Here is a 16,400-nt window from a genome sequence, read left to right on the forward strand (position 1 = left end):
GAGCGGCTGGGTCACGGACTGCTCAGATGGCCGCGTTCCAGCCCCAACGCAGAACGGGTCCATGAAGCTCATCTACCAGACCCACTCCCCCTACGCGCGCAAGGTTCTGGTCTTTGCCCACGAGGCTGGGCTTGCCGGACGTCTGCGCGTCATTCATCAGGAGACGAGCCCCATCAATCGCAACGATGATGTGTTTGCGATCAATCCGCTTGGCAAGGTGCCCGTTCTCATTCTCGATGACGGCTATGCGATCTTCGATTCGGGCGTAATCTGCGACTATCTCGACAATCTTGAAAGCAATCGTCGGCTCATCCCCGAGACAGGGCGGGCCAAATGGTCCGCCTTGCGCCTCCAGGCGCTCGCCGGCGGCATGTGCGACGCAGGCATTTCCATCCGCTGGGAAAACGAACGCCGCCCTGAACATCTGCGTTATCCCGCCTTGGGCGCAGGCATGACGATGAAGCTTATCGAATCCTATGACTTCGTGGAACGCGAGGTCGAATTCGACGTGCCGCTCCATGTCGGCCACATCGCGCTCGCCACTTGCCTAACCTGGCTGGAATTCCGCGGACTGCCGGACTTCCTGCACGGAAGGCCACGACTGGAACAATGGTATAGATCCTTCGTGGAGCGCCCTTCAATGCGTGCCACACCCTACGGCGGCGACACGCGAGATTGATATCGATCGCCAGGCTTTCGAAATCCAGTATGTGCCGCTCACCAGCCAAGCATTCTCGCGACCATTCGCTGGTCGGCCCCGATGATACTGCGCGAAACCGGTAATCTTGCCAGCACAGCCTCGAGGGCGGCCATCAAGGCCATTTCTTCGTCTGTGCGCCTGGTCTGTCGCAGCACCGTGTCAGGAGGCAGCCACTGCAACGAAAAGCGATTGTCCTTGCCTTTCGATGCGGAACAGGATGGGCTTTTTCTGCTGACGGGATTTCGTCCACTCTTGCTGGATATCCGACGGCTGCGTCACGTTGCGGTTGTTGGCCGAGACGATGACGTCGCCAGGCCGAAGGCCGTTCTCGGCGGCGGGGCTATTCGGCGCCACCTCCTGGATAAACACGCCGGTGGTACCCGGCTGGAGACCGAGTTGCTGGCGCGCTTCATCCGGAATGGGGCTGAGCGACAGTCCGAGACGTTGGTCCGCCGCTTCCGGACTCGGAACGGCACCGGTCTGCACCTCCTCATCCTTGCGTTGACCGACGGTCAGCTCCACCTCCTGCTGGGAGCCGCCGCGGTTCCTTGTCAGCGTCGCTTTCGACCCTGGCTTTTCGTTCGCTGCCGCCAGCGTCAAGTCATGGACGCCCTGGATGTCCTGGCCGTTGAACCGGGTGATCACATCGCCCGATTGCAAGCCTGCCTTCTCCGCCGGGCTGCCGGGCTCGACCGAGGCGACCAGCGCTCCCTTGGTGCTCGATATCCCAAGCGCCTGGGCAAGCGACGGCGTCACCTCCTGGAGACGCACTCCGATAAAACCGCGCTCGATCCGGCCCGTGCGGATCAGCTGATCGGCGACGCTCCGTGCAGTTCGGGACGGCACGGCGAAACCGATGCCTATGCTGCCGCCCGACGGTGAGACGATAGCCGTGTTGACCCCGATTACTTCGCCGCGCGCGTTGAACAGGGGGCCGCCGGAATTGCCTCTGTTGATCGAGGCGTCTGTCTGGAGGAAATCGTCGTAAGGGCCGGCCTGGATGTCGCGCGATCGGGCGGAAAGAACGCCGACGGTCACGGTTCCGCCGAGCCCGAAGGGACTGCCAATCGCGATGGTCCAGGCACCCGGCTGCATTGCGTCAGAATCACCCCAGGCGGTGATCGTCATGTTGGGGCGTGGATCGACCTTCAGCACCGCGATATCGGTTGCTGGATCGCGGCCCACCAGTCGCGCGGGCGACGTCTCCGCGGGCGACGTCTCCTTGTCGGAGAATACGACGTGGATTTCAGTGGAGTCGGCCACGACATGATTGTTGGTGACGATGTAGCCCTCGGGACTGATCACGAAGCCGGAGCCAAGAGCTTCTCGCACCTGCGGCTGGGCAGGCCCGCGGCTGTCGAAGGGGTTGAGAAAGTCGTCGAGCATCGTTTGGTCCTGGATGATCTGCCTGGTCGTGATCGCGACCACGGCTGGCAGCTTCTGACGCACGATTGCGCTGAAGTCGTTCGGGATTTCCTGTGCCGAAACCGCAGCAGGGCCGCCAGCCGAGAGCATTAAAATTCCTGCGACGAGGCCAATGCACAGTCGCTTCCTGGAAATGTAAGACATGATTGTTCTCCTGCCCGGCCGCCCTGGCGCTGCTGCGCGACTTGTCCAGACGCAAGAACTGACATTCACGCCGATTGTTTCACCGGTTCGAAAAAATGTTGATGGTGGGCTGAACGGCGAAGAATGTGGCCTTGCGTGGCCATTGAAATTTGGTCGAAACTCTCCAAAATTTCAGCTGGTGGAAATCGCGAGAGCCACCAACATGACGTCAACATAGGAGACCATTCAAAGCGGAGGACCATCGATGGAAGGAACCATGTCGACGAGTTTTCCCCCGATCGGGCCTGAAAGCCCTGATGTTTTTCTTGACCGGTTGCTCCATCCGGCACGGCATTTCGAGCGACCTCAGGACGTGCTGACCGACTTGACGCTGGACGTCCATGAGAAGCGTGCGATCCTTTCGTCATGGGCATCGGATGCCTGTGCGGTGGAATCGGTGCCGGCGCTGCGCATGCCGCCGGGAGCCACCGAACCGGTCAGCTTCGACGCCATCATGGATGCGTTGCGGCAATTGGATCAATTGGAGGAGCTTCCCGGCGCCGGTCGCGGTCGTGAGGTCGACAGCATCGCGGTTGCCGGTTTCACAGCATCGGTTGATCGACTTTAAGTGAAACGCCGCCCCTCCCCGCGGGACCCGGATCCGCTGGCGAGGAACTCGCCAGCGGCAACCGCCGAATGCGTTCACCCGCCCATTCGTCTACACGTCTGGATCACGCCTGAAAATTTTTCCATGGCCCCTCTTGAACGCGTAACGCACTGTTATAAATAACTAATCGCCGGTCGCCAGATGGGGCCGGCGTAAGTCCAGGAGGTGTCAAGGCGCTCTTGGCGCTTCTTGTATCCATGTTGCTCAAAGGAGGATGTGGCTATGAGGACAAACCTCGATTTTACCCCCCTGTTCCGGTCCAGCATCGGCTTCGACCGCATTTTCAACATGCTGGAAAACGCGAGCCGTGTCACTGCGATAGACAATTGGCCGCCTTATGACATCGCCAAGACTGGTGAAGACGCCTATCGCATCACCATGGCGGTCGCCGGCTTCCCGCAGGATCAGCTGACCATCACTCATCAGCCTAACCTGCTGGTTGTGAGCGGGTCGCAACCTGGCGACGATAACGGCCAGTATCTCTATCGCGGCATTGCCGGGCGCGCCTTCGAGCGTCAGTTCGAACTGGCCGACCATGTGAAGGTCGTCGGCGCCAGCCTGGACAACGGGCTGCTGAACATCGATCTCAAGCGCGAGCTTCCCGAAGAGATGAAACCGCGCCGGATCGCCATCGCCGGCAGCACGGCAAAGACAGCACCGCGGCAGATCGAAGCCGAAAAGAACGCAGCCTGAGGTCAGAGTGAATCAGAAGCGACAGGCACCGGCATTCGCCGGTGCCGCGCGGTTGAACATGGAGGTGAATGAAGATGAACATGCGTGACCTTATCCCGTGGGGCCGCAACAACAACCAGGCCCCGAGCATCTATAGCGGTGGCGATCCCTTCCTTTCGCTTCACCGCGAGGTAAACAGGCTCTTTGACGATATGTTGAGGAGCTTCGAGACGCGCTTGCCTACTATGGGGCAGATTTCGCCTTTCGATAGCGGCTGGCCGAAGGTGGAGATTTCGGAGTCGGATGATGAGCTTCGTGTCACCGCCGAGGTCCCCGGTATGGAAGAGAAGGACATCGAAGTCCTGCTCGACGAAGACGTGCTGACCCTGCGTGGCGAAAAGCGGTCGGAGACCAACGAGAAGGACTACTCCGAGCGCTTCTACGGTCACTTCGAGCGGCGCATACCCCTCGGCTACGAGGTCGAGGACGACAAGGTCAAGGCGTCCTTTGCCAATGGCGTCCTGACCTTGACGCTGCCGAAGAATCCGAACGCGCAGTCCAAGGTGAAGCGCATCCCGATCACCCACTGACGCATGAAGCAAGTCGGAGGCGGCAGGCCGCCGCCTCCGACGCATCCTTCGCCAAAATGGGAGGGATGAATGATGCAGAAGCAAGAAAGAGAAATCATACCAGTCGTAGAAAATCTCGAACCGGCAAACGACAACCGCGGGCGAGCGCCGTCGCTTGGCCGATCCGAGTTTCCGCGTGATGCGGTCGCGCGGATCTACAAGCCTTGCCGCTCAGTCATGACCTCGGGCCGTGCGCGGCCGAAAGGCTGGCGGCTGGTGTTCGAGCGGCGCGCTGCGCCGGTCATCGAACCGCTGATGGGCTACACCGCAAGCGGTGACACGCTGACCCAGGTGGAGCTCGATTTTCCGACGGCTCAGGCGGCCATCGACTATGCCGAACGCCAGGGACTTGCCTACACGGTTCAAGGAAGCCCGGCGGCCGAAGAATCCGGTGTCGAATCTGCCGATGCGGACAAGCGGCTGCAGGGCGGCGCAGACGTTGTCTGGAACCGCGTCCAGTTGGCCTTGCTGCAGAGCAGCCACGGCGGGGTCTCGCAGGCGCCACATTATGGACCGGCGCTGACGGACCCAGAGGCGCTTTATGCATCGCCGATGGACGTGGTCGTCGATCCTCTTCTGACAGCCGACGAGAAGCGCGCCATCCTGCGCAACTGGGCCTGGAACGAGTATCTGGTCGATCTCGCGACAGCCGAGGGGATGCCTGAAAACGCGCGTCCGACACGGCTCGACGAAGTGGAACTGGCCCTGCTCGCGCTGGAGCCAGTTACGGCAGCGAACCTGGCCGTTTTCATTCCTGAACAGAAGCAGAAGGCAATGTGAGGTGGCGTCATGGATCCGCTGATCGTGCTCGACTGTGAAAATACCGTGCCGAACCGTTTCGCACTGGCCGTCGCCGCGGCGGGACGGGCTCGTGCGCTCAGCCGGGGTGCCGAGCCTCGCCTGAGCGACGAAGCAACGGCGCCGGTCGAACTCGCCCTGCGCGAGATCGCCGGCAACCGCTTCCAGCCTGACGAGGTCAAGCCCTTCGTTCTGGCCGGTACGGTTGCGCGCGATGGCCGGGTTCGGCCCGGCCAACGAAGGAAGCTTCGCGGTGGCGAAGGGCAATCCTTAGCCGCCGCACCCGCCTTCGCTCAGAGGGCGGTACACTGACCATGTCAGGAAAGGAGGATGAACAATGGAGAAATGGCTGAAAACTGAAAAACGTCCGGTGATCGATATAGTCAATGTGATCGCCGGCATAGCGCTGGTACTGTCGCCTTGGTATCTCGGGTTTGCGGCTGAAACCTATGCGGCCTGGAACGCCTAGATCGCAGGCGCGGCGATTGCCCTGATCGCCGTGGGTGCGCTGGTTGCGTTCCATGCCTATGAGGAATGGGCAAACCTGGTGGTTGGGCTGTGGACGCTGATCTCGCCCTGGGCCCTCGGTTTCTCGGCCCTGGCAACGGCCATGTGGGTACATGTGGTCGTGGGTGTCATCGTGGCGGCCTTGGCTGCCGGAAGCCTCTGGTTCTTCGGCGACCGTCCGCTTTCAACGGCCTGACCAGCATCTCCGGCGGGCCCGGATCTCCGGGCCCGCTTTTTCTCAAACGCCACGGATGCGGTCTGCCGTTGTGGGCGTTGCGGCCAGGCAAATCGGCAGCCGAAACATAGGCCGCTTTTTCACCGACGTGTGTTGAGCCGGATCTCGGCCTGCATTTGCACCTCGTCATTTCCTGTGCTTGGCGAGCGGGGAAGAAAGAGATGAACGCTTGTTCCCTCGCCGACCGCACTCTCGATCCTAACATGCCCCCCGGACTGCTTGATGAAGCCGTAAACCTGGCTAAGCCCAAGTCCGGTTCCCCGGCCATCGGCCTTGGTCGTAAAGAACGGCTCAAACACGTGGGCCAGGACCTCCTTGCTCATCCCGCACCCCGTATCGCTGACCGTGACCCGAACAAAAGAGGCAGCCGGAGCGGGCACGTCTTCGATGTCGCCGGGAGTATCGCTGGTCTCGATCGCCAGCGTGCCCCGGCCGGCCATCGCGTCCTTGGCATTCACAGCCAGGTTCAGGATGGCGACGTCGAGCTGATTGGCATCGACAACGACGGGGCCAAGTGCCGGATCCAGCTCAAGCCTGATGCTGATCCCGTTCCCCAGCGTCCGCTCCAGCAGCATCGTGACGGCTTCGATACGTCCATTCAGGTCGATTGTCTCCGGATACAGCGACTGTCCGCGAGAGAACGCGAGCAATTGCTGCGTCAGCGCACCGCCGTTTTGCGTTCGTTTGAGCAACTCTTCGATCAGCATCGCCGTGTTCGGATTGGCAGGATCCTCGCGCAGCTGCTTCTGAAGCAGTCGCAGCCCCGATTCGAACACCGCGAGCAGATTGTTGATGTCGTGAACGATCCCGGCAGCGAGCCGGCCGATCGCTTCGAGCTTTTGCGATTGACGTCGACGCTCCTGCTGCGCGCGTTGCGCGGAGACGTCGCGAAGACTGGCCAGCAGTGCCGGCCTGCCGTCCCAGCTAAGCTCAACCGTCCGCATTTCCACTTGGGCTGGTGCTCGAATGGGTCTGTGGACGGTGATCTCCGTGGTTTCACCCGACATGACCGGCCGTCCGAGAGGAATGTGGACGAGATCGGCAGCCGGATAGCCGAAAATGGTGGCCGCCGCCGGATTTGCATAAAGCACCGTTCCCGACAGATCGACGACCAGAACCCCGTCGGCTGTGGTTTCGATCAGCCGTCGAAAGTCGAGCTGGCTGATGCCCGTCAGACTTGCGTCGCCGTATTGGTCGGAGATTTCGGCTGCGCCGCGCGCCATCTCAACGCTCCTCACGCCGGGACGCGGCGGACTCGCCGAACACGTCGGGTGCGCCGTGGAAGGGCTGACCGAGATGCATGCCGGCGCCGTCGATTGTGAAGCGTCGAATCTGCTTGTCGTGCTCGCTGCCGCGCATTTTCAGCACCATGATCCCGCGATGCATGAAATCTCCTTCCTGGATGTACCGCAACAGAATGATCGAGTCCGTGAGGGTTGAAATATGTTGTTCGCTGGCACTCTGGCCGCCGACGAGCGACTTGTTGGTGGCCGTGCAAAGGCCAGCGATCTCGTGTTTCTTGATGAAGGAAGTGAGACTGATCAGGAATTCCCGGAAACCGGTCTCTGGCGCGATCCGTTCCAATGCCGACAGGCTGTCAATGGCGATCCGGTCAGGTTTGAACTCCTCAACGAGTTCGCGGATCATCAACAGGTGGTCCGGCAAGTTCTGCGCTTCCGGGTAAATGCAAACGACCTTCAGCCGCCCATCCGCCTCCATAGCCTCGAAATCGACGCCCCAGCCGCGCGCATTGCGAAACAGCTGGCCGCGGCTCTCCTCGTAGCCTACCAGCAAGGCACGTTCGCCAGCCGCCGCGCCGCCTGCCAGAAAGTTTGTCACCAGCAGGGTCTTTCCGGTCCCCGTCGCACCGCTGACGAGGGTGACGCTGTCGCGGAAGAATCCACCGCCACACATCATGTCGAGTTCCGGATTGCCGCTAGTCACCCGCTTCGTGCTGGATTGCTGCTCGAGCCGCAATGAAGACAATGGCACCGCCACTATGCCTTGCTTCACCACAAGGGTGATCGGCACCTCGCCCTCGACGTGGCGGCTGCCCCGCATCTTGAGAACTTCGATCGTGCGTCTGCGCCGCTCGCGCTCGAGCGCATTGCGCAGGATCACGACGTTGTCGGCAACGAACTCCTCGATGCGATGGCGGGAGATCTCGCCATACTCGCTGTTGCGTTCGGCGGTCATCAGCACCGTCAAACCTTCCCTCTTTAGCGCTGTCGCAATGCGAAGGAGCTCCCGACGCACCGACGCCTGCTCCGCCACGAAGTGGTCGAAGAGCTGGGTCACGGAATCCAGCACGATGCGCTTCGCCGCGGCGTTTCGCGCAGCGTGCAGGACACGCGTCAGCAAGCCTGACAAATCGAAATTGCCGATAATCATCTGGTCGTGGTCACGCGGGCTGGCGTCGACGAAGACCAGCTTGTTGATCTCCCGCCAACGGCGGATGTCCCAGCCGAAGCTGGCCATGTTGACCTCGATCTCGACCGGCGATTCCTCGAACGTGACGAAGACGCCGGGCTCGTCGAGCATGGTGATGCCGTGGGCCAGAAACTGCGTTGCAAATACAGTCTTGCCACTGCCGGGCGTGCCACCGACGATGGTGGTGCGCCCGCGCGGCAGGCCGCCCATCACAAGATCGTCGAAAGCCTCGATACCGGTCCTGACCCGTTCGAGCACGGGATCGATGAGGATCTCTTCAGCTGTGGTCATGGCCGCTGTCCTTCCTGCGATAACCGAAATAGTCGAGAACCTGAGCGATGTTGCTGATGTCGCCAATCAGCCGGCGTGGAGGGGTGGTTGACTCATCCGAGAGCGTCGGCGTCGCTAGAATGCCGGCCCTTTCCGCCTCTTCAGGATGCGCGAGGACGTCGACGACCTCGATTTCGATACCGCCGGCCAACTCCTCTACTATCCTCCGACGGCTTTCCAGCGCCCGACGGGCGCCCGGCGCATCGCCGGCGACATACAGGCGAAGCAGGCCGTTGGCCCCTGGATTGGACCGATGACTGACGCTCATGTTTACGCCTTGCTGCAGGGAGTTGCAGTTTTCGGCGTGCACGAGGCGCCACGCCACGGAATCCAGTCGCCGGCATTTTTCTTCCCTGAGCAGCTGTCGGTCTGCCTGGAAGCCGATGCACCCGCGGCTCGCGCTCGGTGAGGCCTGGATCAGCGCCCCTGTGCAATTTGTAGATAGCGGCGCCCGCCTCGTCTGCGCACTTGTGAACATTTCGCCGCGCCGGTCGTTGTAAATGCCGCCATTTGGGAAGAGGAGTGCGATGGAGAACCCTCGAAGACGATCAGACCCGATCGGAAACAACCTGCTTCGGGCTCTCAGAGCCGACGACTGGGAGATCCTGCAACGGAGGCTCGAACAATGGTCGGCGTCCGCCGGGACCTTGCTGCACGAGCCAGGCGATGCAGTCCGTTACGCCTACTTCCCGCGCGGATCGGCCCTGGTCTCCTACCGCGTCGTGCTGAGCGACGGGCGAGCGATCGAGACTGCGCTCATCGGACGTGAAGGAGCGGTCGGCGGCATCGTCAGCCAAGGCAGACTTCCGGCCTATGCACGGGCCGAAGTTCAACTTGGCGGTTCATTCTTCAGGATCGACCTGCACCATCTCGAGGAGGCCAAATTGCGTTCCTTGACATTGCGTCACCTGTTTGCCCGCTATGCTGATTGCCTGATGGCGCAAGTATTCCAATCCGTCGCCTGCAGCGCAGCGCATTCGATCGAACAGCGCACGGCAAGATGGCTGCTGGCCGCGACAGAACGGACGGGAGCCGAAAACCTTGCGGTGACACAGGAACAGCTTGCAACAATGCTGGGAGTAGGCCGCTCCTATCTGAGCCGGGTCATTCGCGACCTGCGGCAGCGCGGCGTCATCGAAACCCGGCGCTCCCGGCTTGCGGTACGCAGTCCAGAAGGGCTGCGCTCGCTTGCCTGCGAGTGCAATGCGGCCGTCAGCCGCCATTTCAACGAAGTTCTGAGGGGGGTCTATCCGGCGGAGGAAAACGGCATGACGGGTTCGCCAGGCATGCCGCACAGGAAAGGACAATGACTGACCATTATCGTCGCTGGCTGGTCTGGACCTCCACTTTTTTGCGCCGGACCCTGCCTACACCGATGCCGCGCGGGCTGGGCGACCTATATCCGGTTCCCTGTGGAGGCCGCCATGGACATGAGCAACAGAAAGACGCAGTTCAATATCTGGTACTGGATCGCGGCGTTCGTGGGCGTGATTGTTGTCCAGTACATCTATGCCACGACGCAGCACGTTGCCCAGATACCGTACAGCCAGTTCGAGACCCTGCTGAATGCCGGCAAAATCGCCGAGGTGCAGGTTTCGGACCGCTTCATCCAGGGCCGCTTCAAGGAGCCGCAAGACGGCAGGCCGCTGTTCATCACCACACGCGTTGAGCCGGACCTCGCCCGCGACCTGCAACAACACGGTGTTACGGTGACTGGCCAGATCGAAAGCACCTTGCTGAGCGACCTGCTTTCCTGGGTTGTGCCGGTGCTCGTCTTCTTTGGCCTGTGGATGCTGCTTCTAAGACGCATGAACGGCGGCGTCGGAGGTTTGATGCAAATCGGCCGGAGCAAGGCCAGAGTCTATGTCGAGGCCAATACCGGGGTGACGTTCGACGATGTGGCGGGGGTCGATGAAGCCAAGGCCGAGCTGCAGGAGATCGTGGATTTTCTGAAGAACCCGGGCGAATACGGCCGCCTCGGAGGCCGCATGCCCAAAGGCGTGCTGCTGGTCGGCCCGCCGGGCACGGGCAAGACCCTGCTCGCCAAGGCCGTCGCGGGCGAAGCCAAGGTTCCGTTCTTTTCGATCTCCGGTTCGGAGTTCGTCGAGATGTTCGTGGGGGTCGGGGCCGCGCGCGTGCGCGACCTTTTCGAACAGGCGCGGTCCAAGGCTCCCGCCATCATATTTATCGACGAGCTCGACGCTCTTGGCCGCGCCCGCGGGACCATGGTCGGCGGCCACGACGAAAAGGAGCAGACGCTCAACCAGCTTCTGGTCGAACTCGACGGTTTCGATCCACAGATCGGCGTCGTGCTGCTGGCCGCGACGAACCGTCCTGAAATCCTTGACCCGGCACTTCTGCGCGCCGGCCGTTTCGACCGCCAGGTATTGGTCGACCGGCCCGACAAGCAGGGTCGCATCAAGATCCTGCAGGTTCACATGAGCAAGGCCAAGCTGGCGACGGATGTCGATGCGGAAAAAGTGGCGGCGCTGACGCCCGGTTTCACCGGTGCTGACCTGGCAAATCTCGTGAACGAGGCGACGTTGCTCGCCACGCGCCGCAAGGCGGATGCGGTAACGATGGACGATTTCAACAATGCGGTGGAGCGCATCGTCGCGGGACTGGAGAAGCGCAATCGGCTCCTGAACCCGAAGGAGCGCGAGATCGTCGCTTACCATGAAATGGGTCATGCGCTGGTAGCCATGGCGCTGCCTGGCGTCGACCCGGTGCACAAGGTGTCGATCATACCACGCGGCGTCGGCGCGCTCGGCTACACTATCCAGCGTCCGACCGAGGACCGCTTCCTGATGACACGCGAGGAGCTGGACAACAAGATGGCAGTGCTGCTCGGCGGCAGGGCGGCCGAATGGATCGTATTCGGCCATCTGTCCACCGGAGCCGCCGATGATCTCGCCAAGGTAACCGACATAGCGCGCGCCATGGTGACGCGTTACGGCATGTCGGCAAAACTCGGGCACGTGGCGCTGGAAAAGGATCCACGCTCCTTCCTGAGCCCCAACCCGCTCGCCGGCGGACCGCGCGAGCACGATTACGGCGAAGCCGCCGCCGATGCCATCGACGCGGAAGTGCGCGACATTGTGGAGGCCGCGTTCGAACGAACCGTCAGCCTGCTCACCGAGCGGCGCGACGTGCTGGAAAGGGCGGCACGCAGGCTGCTCGAGACCGAGACGCTCGACGAGACTGAACTTGCGTCGCTGGTCGGAGATGTCTCGGCGGCGGATCGCGCTGTACGGGATAGGTCTAGTCAATCGTCGGACAAGAGAAAGCCTGCGCTGCAGCCGGCCAGGACCGCGGCTGCAATCCCCACGCGCCGATCGGGGAAATACCGGACGCAATAATGATGTTTCGGACTGCTCCCGACGGCATAGATCGCTCGTGGAACGCCGTGCCGCACGCTACTACGGCGACACGCGAGATCGACATCGATCTCTAGGCTTTCGAAATCCAGTATGTGTCGGTCACCAACCAAGCGTTCTCGAGGCCGTTTGTTGGTCGCCCTTGGTGATATTGGGCGAGACGGGTGACCTTGCCTCGCGCAGCCTTGAGGGCGACCATCAAGGCCTTTTCTTCGTCACTGCGCCGGGCTCCGCTGCAGGGGTAAAACCCGCATGGCACCAGTGATCGCACGGGAAACGTATCGCCAGCCCTTTCCAGAAGCATCATGAAACCTCGTCGGTCTTCACCTGTGAACGGCAATGCCATCCGGCCAGCGTCGGACAAATTTGAAAGCCACCGTTCCGGCACGTGCGTCACTCCGGCAAAGGCGACCACGACATCGAGGTCTGGCAGATCAACCGCCTGCGTTGCATCACCGGACGTCACTTCGACGTGCGCATAATGAGCAAGATTGCTTTGCGCGCGCCGAGCTAGTCCTTCGTCGATCTCATAGGCAATCACCCGTCCTTCAGAACCCGTCAGTTCAGCGAGGATGGCGGTGAAATAGCCGACACCGGCGCCCACCTGAAGGACTGTCTGGCCGGGAGCGATGTTCAGATGGTCGAATACCAATGCCCAAAGCGACGGCAAGCCGCTGTTTAGTCCGCGTTTTTCGTCAAGCAAGACCAGAACGTCGTGATAAATCTCATGAAGTGCGGCTGAAGGGCTGGTGTGGACCGCCCCGATTTGCAATCGCGAATGGATACGCCATGGCCCGTTGCCAAGGTAGTGTTCGCGCGGAACCCTTGCGAAGGCCTCGATGACCGCAGGGTTGTGCAAGACAGGCGATGCGACACGCAGGTCTTCGGCAAACCACCGGCGCGCTTCACTAGCATCGGTTCTTGTCGGCATTGAGTATCGGCTCCGGATTGCGCGTACTCAGTCATGCTCTCAGAAAACCGAACGGCGGCAAAGGGCGCCTATCGCCTCCGCCCTGCTGTTGAAGTGCTTCGGAGCGTTGGATCAGGCAAGCTCCGACTTGGGCACGATCATTGCAAGCTCGCGCCCGGTTCGAAATTAGGCCAAGACAGCGCTCGTGCATCCACGTCGGTGATCAGCATATGGCCCGGCGAGAGATCGCGAATTCGGCACGAGCAGGTGCGGAGAGACCCGCGCCAGGAAAGCCAGCGCAATGTCGGACAGGAGCATGCTGACAATGAGCGGAAAACGAGGGTCAGCGGTCCGGCAATTTGTCCGCTGGATTTGGCCGAAGCGCGTTTGCACCGACTGTCACTCCGGCACACTGCAGAGCTAAATGCCCGTAGCATCACCATGACGGGAGTTTCGAGATCCCGAGCACGATCAGAAACCCCCGTTCCACCAGAACGAACGATTTCACCTTATTGAGAGACGGCCCCGCCTTGCCGCGTACGAAGGGTCGGTAGTGTCCAGCCTAGTGACTTGACCAAGCCTTGACCAAGCGTCAGCATTGCGCCTATTGCCGCGCACAGCGATTGTCGGGCTATCCACACTCAGCTCAACGGCAATGAACACGGCTCGCCACGAGGGCCCCGACGTGTACAAGGACAGGAAGTGCCCATCACGGTGAAAGTTGGCGAGGCCAAGACGCATCTCTCGGAACTGCTTTCAAGGGTCGAAGCTGGCGAGGAGGTGATCATTTCGCGCGGCAACGATCCCATCGCTAAACTGTCGCGGATGCAACGGCGCAACGATGTCGAGGCCGTGATCGAAGAGATCAGCGCTGCCCGCGCCCGTGCCAAGCGCGTGACACAGGACGAAATTCGGGCCTGGCGCGATGAAGGGCGCCGCGCTTGATGGTGATCATCATCGTTTGATGCCCTTCGTTGTCGACCTTTCCATGGCGGCTGCCTGGATTCTTCCTGATGAAGACAGCGAGGCGGCGGCCGCCCTGATGCGACCACTGCCGGGAACAACGGCGCCTGTCCCTTCCCTGTTCTGGCACGAGGCCCATAACGTCGTACTGATGGCCGAGCGGCGTGGCCGCATCGCGGCGGGCGAAGCTGCCACCACCATGGCACGGCTGCGCCGATTGCCGCTGGAGGACGCCGGCGGCGGGTCGGACGGCGCAGTGCTGACGCTAGCGGCTTCGCACGGGCTCAGCGCCTATGACGCCGCCTATCTGGCGCTGGCAATCGAAACCGAGTTGCCGCTGGCCACCCTCGATCGCAAGCTCGCACTTGCCGCGCGCCACCAGGGACTCCAAATTCTCGGGCCGCTTGCGAATGGAAACTGACCTCTTCGCTCGACCACCTGCCTAAGCCAGTTCGGCAGGAACAATTGTTCTCTGAGGAAAACCACGCCGAATACCGTGTCAAGCGCGACGCTTAGCCTGGCGTCACCGAGCAACTCCCCACCCATAATGCAGCGCCAGGGCTGCGACGACATATCTTGATAGTGTTGCTGAAGTCAGCCAGATCCCGCTACGTCGATAACGGCCTTGATCAGACCGCACTTCTGCTGCGCCCAGATTGCGATATCGCGTGGGCTGTCGCGCAGGGTAGTGCGGTGGGTGACGAGCTGGTCGATTGGTATTTTTCCAGCGCGGATCGAGGCAATGACGTGCTGGAAATCGCTACGCGTTGCGTTGCGACTGCCGATCAGCATCATTTCCCGCTTGTGGAACTCTGGATCGGAGAAAGTTATATCTTCCGGTACGACGCTGACCATCACCATGACGCCGCCATGGGCAACATAGTCAAAGGCAGACTGCATCGAACGGCTGTTTCCCGTTGCGTCGTAGACGACATCGAAGCCTGCCCCGGCGGTTCGCTCCGCTATCGTTTCGGCGATCGATCCCTTCGATCCGTCGATCACCAGGAAACCCAGTTGCCTCGCGGCAAAGGTCAGCCGCTCACTATCGACGTCCATGACGGTCACGTTCTGTTGCGCGATGCGCGCAAAAAGCGCGGTGCCGAGGCCGATCGGCCCGGCGCCGATAACCAAGGTGCGAATGCCCGGCCCCGCCATGGATCTGCGGACCGCGTGGGCACCGATGGCCAGAAACTCGACCGTGGCAGCCTCGACCGGTGACAGGCCGGCCGCTGGTATCAAGTTCCGCGCCGGCACGAGAATCTGCTCACTCATGGCACCGTCACGGTGCACGCCAAGCACCTCGATCGACATGCAGCAGTTGGGCTTGCTCTGGCGGCAGGCGGCACAATTTCCGCAGGCAAGATAGGGATTGACGAGGATTTGCTCTCCAACCGACAGGTCCACGGGCGCGTCGATTGCCGCGATCGTTCCCGAAACCTCATGGCCCATGACGCGCGGATAGGCGAGATAAGGATGCGTGCCCTCGAAGATGTGGTAGTCGGTTCCGCATATCCCGACAAGGGCGACATTGACCAGTGCCCAGCCTTCGGGCGGAGCGCCTGGTGCCTGCTGCTCCTCAAACACCAGTCTGCCGGGCTCGGCGCATCGCACGACTTTGATGGTGGGGTCCATGACTGCAATTCACCCCTTGCTAAGCTGGAGTCCGGCAACAGGAAGTGGTCCGGCGGTGCAATACCCCGGACCGCTGGTGGATCACTCGAAGTCCTTGACGTTCTGCAGCGTCACCAGTCCGGCGCCGGTATCCACATTAGCCTCGACGGGTTCCCCACGGATGGCCTTGACGACAGTGTCGATGCCAAGCTCGCCCATTTTTGCGGGAAATTGAGCTACGCTGGCGTCCTCCGCCCCCGACTTGATCGCTTCGATCTCACCGCAGCAGGCGTCAAATCCGACCACTATGAGGTTGTCGTTGGCAATGCCAGCATTGCTGATCGACTTGACGGCGCCAGGGATCGGCGGGCCGCAGGCCGAGTAGATTGCCTTGAGATCGGGATTGGCGGTCAGAATGTCTTCCGTCACTGACGTACCAAGTTCCAGCGTGCAGTTGGTTGCACCTTTGCCGACGACCTCGACCTTGACGTCGCCCAGTCCCTCCATCATGCCCGTGACCCGGTCATCCAGAGCCGGCACCCCGGGAACGCCTTGCAGGATACCGATCTTGTCACCGCTCTTGAGCACCGTCTTAAGATACTCTCCGGCGATCTTGCCGCCATTGAGGTTGTTGGTCGATACCAGCGCCGTCTGGCCTTTCCAGTTGGGGATGCTGTTGTCGACGAGAACCACCTTGATGCCGGCGGCCACCGCCTTGTCGAGCGCCGGCGCGACCGTCGGGTCGACCGGAGTGATTGCAAGCCCCTTGACGCCTTGCGTGATCATGGATTCGATCAGAGCGATCTGGCCTTCGATGTCGGTAGCCGCCTGGCCCTGGCCGGTGACCAGTTCGATCTCCGGATGAGCGGCCGCGTATTTCTTGGCAGCGTCCTCCATGGTCGAGTAGAACGGCACCGGGAATTTCGTAATCAGTCCGACCTTGATCTTGTCTGCGGCCGAAGCCGGCACGGAAAACGCAACGGCGATCGCCAGCCCTGCGAACAGTTTTCGGTTCATTGGCAT

At 61.5% G+C, this 16,400-nt stretch carries 18 protein-coding genes and 1 pseudogene; 12 read left to right on the forward strand and 7 right to left on the reverse strand.

What is annotated here, in order from left to right; all coding sequences use genetic code 11:
- The first annotated feature begins 61 nt into the window (after nt 1-61).
- Nucleotides 62-679, forward strand: coding sequence for a glutathione S-transferase family protein (locus tag NKI19_RS10820; protein ID WP_352490778.1), 618 nt, complete (start codon nt 62-64; stop codon nt 677-679).
- Between the two features lie 180 nt (nt 680-859).
- On the opposite strand, the gene NKI19_RS10825 is transcribed toward NKI19_RS10820, so the two are convergent.
- The gene (locus NKI19_RS10825) at nt 860-2,269 is read right to left on the reverse strand and encodes a Do family serine endopeptidase (RefSeq protein WP_352490777.1); all 1,410 of its coding nucleotides are present in this window, start codon (nt 2,267-2,269) and stop codon (nt 860-862) included.
- Between NKI19_RS10825 and NKI19_RS10830 the strand changes: the two genes are divergently transcribed.
- The 7 genes and pseudogenes from NKI19_RS10830 to NKI19_RS10860 all read left to right on the forward strand — a co-directional run bounded on the left by NKI19_RS10830 (nt 2,268) and on the right by NKI19_RS10860 (nt 5,717).
- Nucleotides 2,268-2,486: a hypothetical protein gene (locus tag NKI19_RS10830; protein ID WP_352490776.1), complete on the forward strand. Its 219-nt coding sequence runs from the start codon at nt 2,268-2,270 to the stop codon at nt 2,484-2,486. The genes NKI19_RS10825 and NKI19_RS10830 overlap by 2 nt on opposite strands.
- Before the next feature lie 27 nt (nt 2,487-2,513).
- Nucleotides 2,514-2,876 (forward strand): hypothetical protein, encoded by a 363-nt coding sequence (locus NKI19_RS10835; protein ID WP_352490775.1) that lies wholly within the window; start codon nt 2,514-2,516, stop codon nt 2,874-2,876.
- A gap of 261 nt (nt 2,877-3,137) precedes the next feature.
- Nucleotides 3,138-3,608 (forward strand): Hsp20 family protein, encoded by a 471-nt coding sequence (locus NKI19_RS10840; RefSeq protein ID WP_352490774.1) that lies wholly within the window; start codon nt 3,138-3,140, stop codon nt 3,606-3,608.
- Nucleotides 3,609-3,682: 74 nt separating this feature from the next.
- A complete protein-coding gene (locus tag NKI19_RS10845) occupies nt 3,683-4,177 on the forward strand; it encodes an Hsp20/alpha crystallin family protein (RefSeq protein WP_352490773.1) in 495 nt (164 codons plus the stop codon).
- Nucleotides 4,178-4,249: 72 nt separating this feature from the next.
- Nucleotides 4,250-4,996: an ETC complex I subunit gene (locus tag NKI19_RS10850; protein WP_502899269.1), complete on the forward strand. Its 747-nt coding sequence runs from the start codon at nt 4,250-4,252 to the stop codon at nt 4,994-4,996.
- 9 nt (nt 4,997-5,005) lie between these two features.
- Complete coding sequence (gene rpoZ / locus NKI19_RS10855) at nt 5,006-5,326, forward strand: DNA-directed RNA polymerase subunit omega (protein WP_352490771.1); 321 nt, start codon at nt 5,006-5,008, stop codon at nt 5,324-5,326.
- 25 nt (nt 5,327-5,351) lie between these two features.
- A pseudogene (locus NKI19_RS10860) lies at nt 5,352-5,717 on the forward strand (SPW repeat protein).
- A gap of 119 nt (nt 5,718-5,836) precedes the next feature.
- On the opposite strand, the gene NKI19_RS10865 reads toward NKI19_RS10860, so the two are convergent.
- From NKI19_RS10865 to NKI19_RS10875, 3 genes are read right to left on the reverse strand one after another with little or no spacing between them, the layout of a single operon-like run.
- Nucleotides 5,837-6,979: a two-component system sensor histidine kinase NtrB gene (locus tag NKI19_RS10865; protein WP_352490770.1), complete on the reverse strand. Its 1,143-nt coding sequence runs from the start codon at nt 6,977-6,979 to the stop codon at nt 5,837-5,839.
- Nucleotide 6,980: 1 nt separating this feature from the next.
- Nucleotides 6,981-8,444 (reverse strand): circadian clock protein KaiC, encoded by a 1,464-nt coding sequence (gene kaiC, locus NKI19_RS10870; RefSeq protein ID WP_352566457.1) that lies wholly within the window; start codon nt 8,442-8,444, stop codon nt 6,981-6,983.
- 19 nt (nt 8,445-8,463) lie between these two features.
- Nucleotides 8,464-8,826, reverse strand: a complete 363-nt coding sequence (locus NKI19_RS10875; protein WP_352566455.1) for a circadian clock KaiB family protein — start codon at nt 8,824-8,826, stop codon at nt 8,464-8,466.
- 217 nt (nt 8,827-9,043) lie between these two features.
- On the opposite strand from NKI19_RS10875, the gene NKI19_RS10880 reads away from it, so the two are divergent.
- Nucleotides 9,044-9,826, forward strand: a complete 783-nt coding sequence (locus tag NKI19_RS10880) for a Crp/Fnr family transcriptional regulator (RefSeq protein ID WP_352490767.1) — start codon at nt 9,044-9,046, stop codon at nt 9,824-9,826.
- Nucleotides 9,827-9,940: 114 nt separating this feature from the next.
- The gene (gene ftsH, locus NKI19_RS10885) at nt 9,941-11,875 is read left to right on the forward strand and encodes an ATP-dependent zinc metalloprotease FtsH (protein WP_352490766.1); all 1,935 of its coding nucleotides are present in this window, start codon (nt 9,941-9,943) and stop codon (nt 11,873-11,875) included.
- Between the two features lie 91 nt (nt 11,876-11,966).
- On the opposite strand, the gene NKI19_RS10890 is transcribed toward ftsH, so the two are convergent.
- Nucleotides 11,967-12,824, reverse strand: a complete 858-nt coding sequence (locus NKI19_RS10890) for a protein-L-isoaspartate O-methyltransferase family protein (RefSeq protein WP_352490765.1) — start codon at nt 12,822-12,824, stop codon at nt 11,967-11,969.
- A gap of 681 nt (nt 12,825-13,505) precedes the next feature.
- On the opposite strand from NKI19_RS10890, the gene NKI19_RS10895 reads away from it, so the two are divergent.
- Nucleotides 13,506-13,748, forward strand: coding sequence for a type II toxin-antitoxin system Phd/YefM family antitoxin (locus NKI19_RS10895; protein ID WP_352490764.1), 243 nt, complete (start codon nt 13,506-13,508; stop codon nt 13,746-13,748).
- Nucleotides 13,749-13,767: 19 nt separating this feature from the next.
- Nucleotides 13,768-14,187, forward strand: coding sequence for a type II toxin-antitoxin system VapC family toxin (locus tag NKI19_RS10900; RefSeq protein WP_352566453.1), 420 nt, complete (start codon nt 13,768-13,770; stop codon nt 14,185-14,187).
- A 173-nt stretch (nt 14,188-14,360) separates the two neighbouring features.
- On the opposite strand, the gene NKI19_RS10905 is transcribed toward NKI19_RS10900, so the two are convergent.
- Nucleotides 14,361-15,386, reverse strand: a complete 1,026-nt coding sequence (locus NKI19_RS10905) for a zinc-binding alcohol dehydrogenase family protein (protein WP_352490938.1) — start codon at nt 15,384-15,386, stop codon at nt 14,361-14,363.
- A 93-nt stretch (nt 15,387-15,479) separates the two neighbouring features.
- On the reverse strand, nt 15,480-16,394 hold the full coding sequence (locus tag NKI19_RS10910; protein ID WP_352567146.1) for a sugar ABC transporter substrate-binding protein: 915 nt from the start codon (nt 16,392-16,394) through the stop codon (nt 15,480-15,482).
- Nucleotides 16,395-16,400: the final 6 nt, after the last annotated feature.

The sequence above is a fragment of the Mesorhizobium sp. M0751 genome (genome assembly GCF_040320265.1).
Taxonomy (GTDB): Bacteria; Pseudomonadota; Alphaproteobacteria; order Rhizobiales; family Rhizobiaceae; genus Mesorhizobium.

Excerpts from the sequence above, each read along its gene's own strand:
- NKI19_RS10820 (WP_352490778.1), top strand. The coding sequence starts at position 62 with ATGAAGCTCATCTACCAGACCCACTCCCCCTACGCGCGCAAGGTTCTG.
- NKI19_RS10830 (WP_352490776.1), top strand. The coding sequence starts at position 2,268 with ATGATTGTTCTCCTGCCCGGCCGCCCTGGCGCTGCTGCGCGACTTGTC.
- NKI19_RS10825 (WP_352490777.1), bottom strand. The coding sequence starts at position 2,269 with ATGTCTTACATTTCCAGGAAGCGACTGTGCATTGGCCTCGTCGCAGGA.
- NKI19_RS10835 (WP_352490775.1), top strand. The coding sequence starts at position 2,514 with ATGGAAGGAACCATGTCGACGAGTTTTCCCCCGATCGGGCCTGAAAGC.
- NKI19_RS10840 (WP_352490774.1), top strand. The coding sequence starts at position 3,138 with ATGAGGACAAACCTCGATTTTACCCCCCTGTTCCGGTCCAGCATCGGC.
- NKI19_RS10845 (WP_352490773.1), top strand. The coding sequence starts at position 3,683 with ATGAACATGCGTGACCTTATCCCGTGGGGCCGCAACAACAACCAGGCC.
- NKI19_RS10850 (WP_502899269.1), top strand. The coding sequence starts at position 4,250 with ATGCAGAAGCAAGAAAGAGAAATCATACCAGTCGTAGAAAATCTCGAA.
- rpoZ (WP_352490771.1), top strand. The coding sequence starts at position 5,006 with ATGGATCCGCTGATCGTGCTCGACTGTGAAAATACCGTGCCGAACCGT.
- NKI19_RS10865 (WP_352490770.1), bottom strand. The coding sequence starts at position 6,979 with ATGGCGCGCGGCGCAGCCGAAATCTCCGACCAATACGGCGACGCAAGT.
- NKI19_RS10880 (WP_352490767.1), top strand. The coding sequence starts at position 9,044 with ATGGAGAACCCTCGAAGACGATCAGACCCGATCGGAAACAACCTGCTT.
- ftsH (WP_352490766.1), top strand. The coding sequence starts at position 9,941 with ATGGACATGAGCAACAGAAAGACGCAGTTCAATATCTGGTACTGGATC.
- NKI19_RS10890 (WP_352490765.1), bottom strand. The coding sequence starts at position 12,824 with ATGCCGACAAGAACCGATGCTAGTGAAGCGCGCCGGTGGTTTGCCGAA.
- NKI19_RS10900 (WP_352566453.1), top strand. The coding sequence starts at position 13,768 with ATGCCCTTCGTTGTCGACCTTTCCATGGCGGCTGCCTGGATTCTTCCT.
- NKI19_RS10910 (WP_352567146.1), bottom strand. The coding sequence starts at position 16,394 with ATGAACCGAAAACTGTTCGCAGGGCTGGCGATCGCCGTTGCGTTTTCC.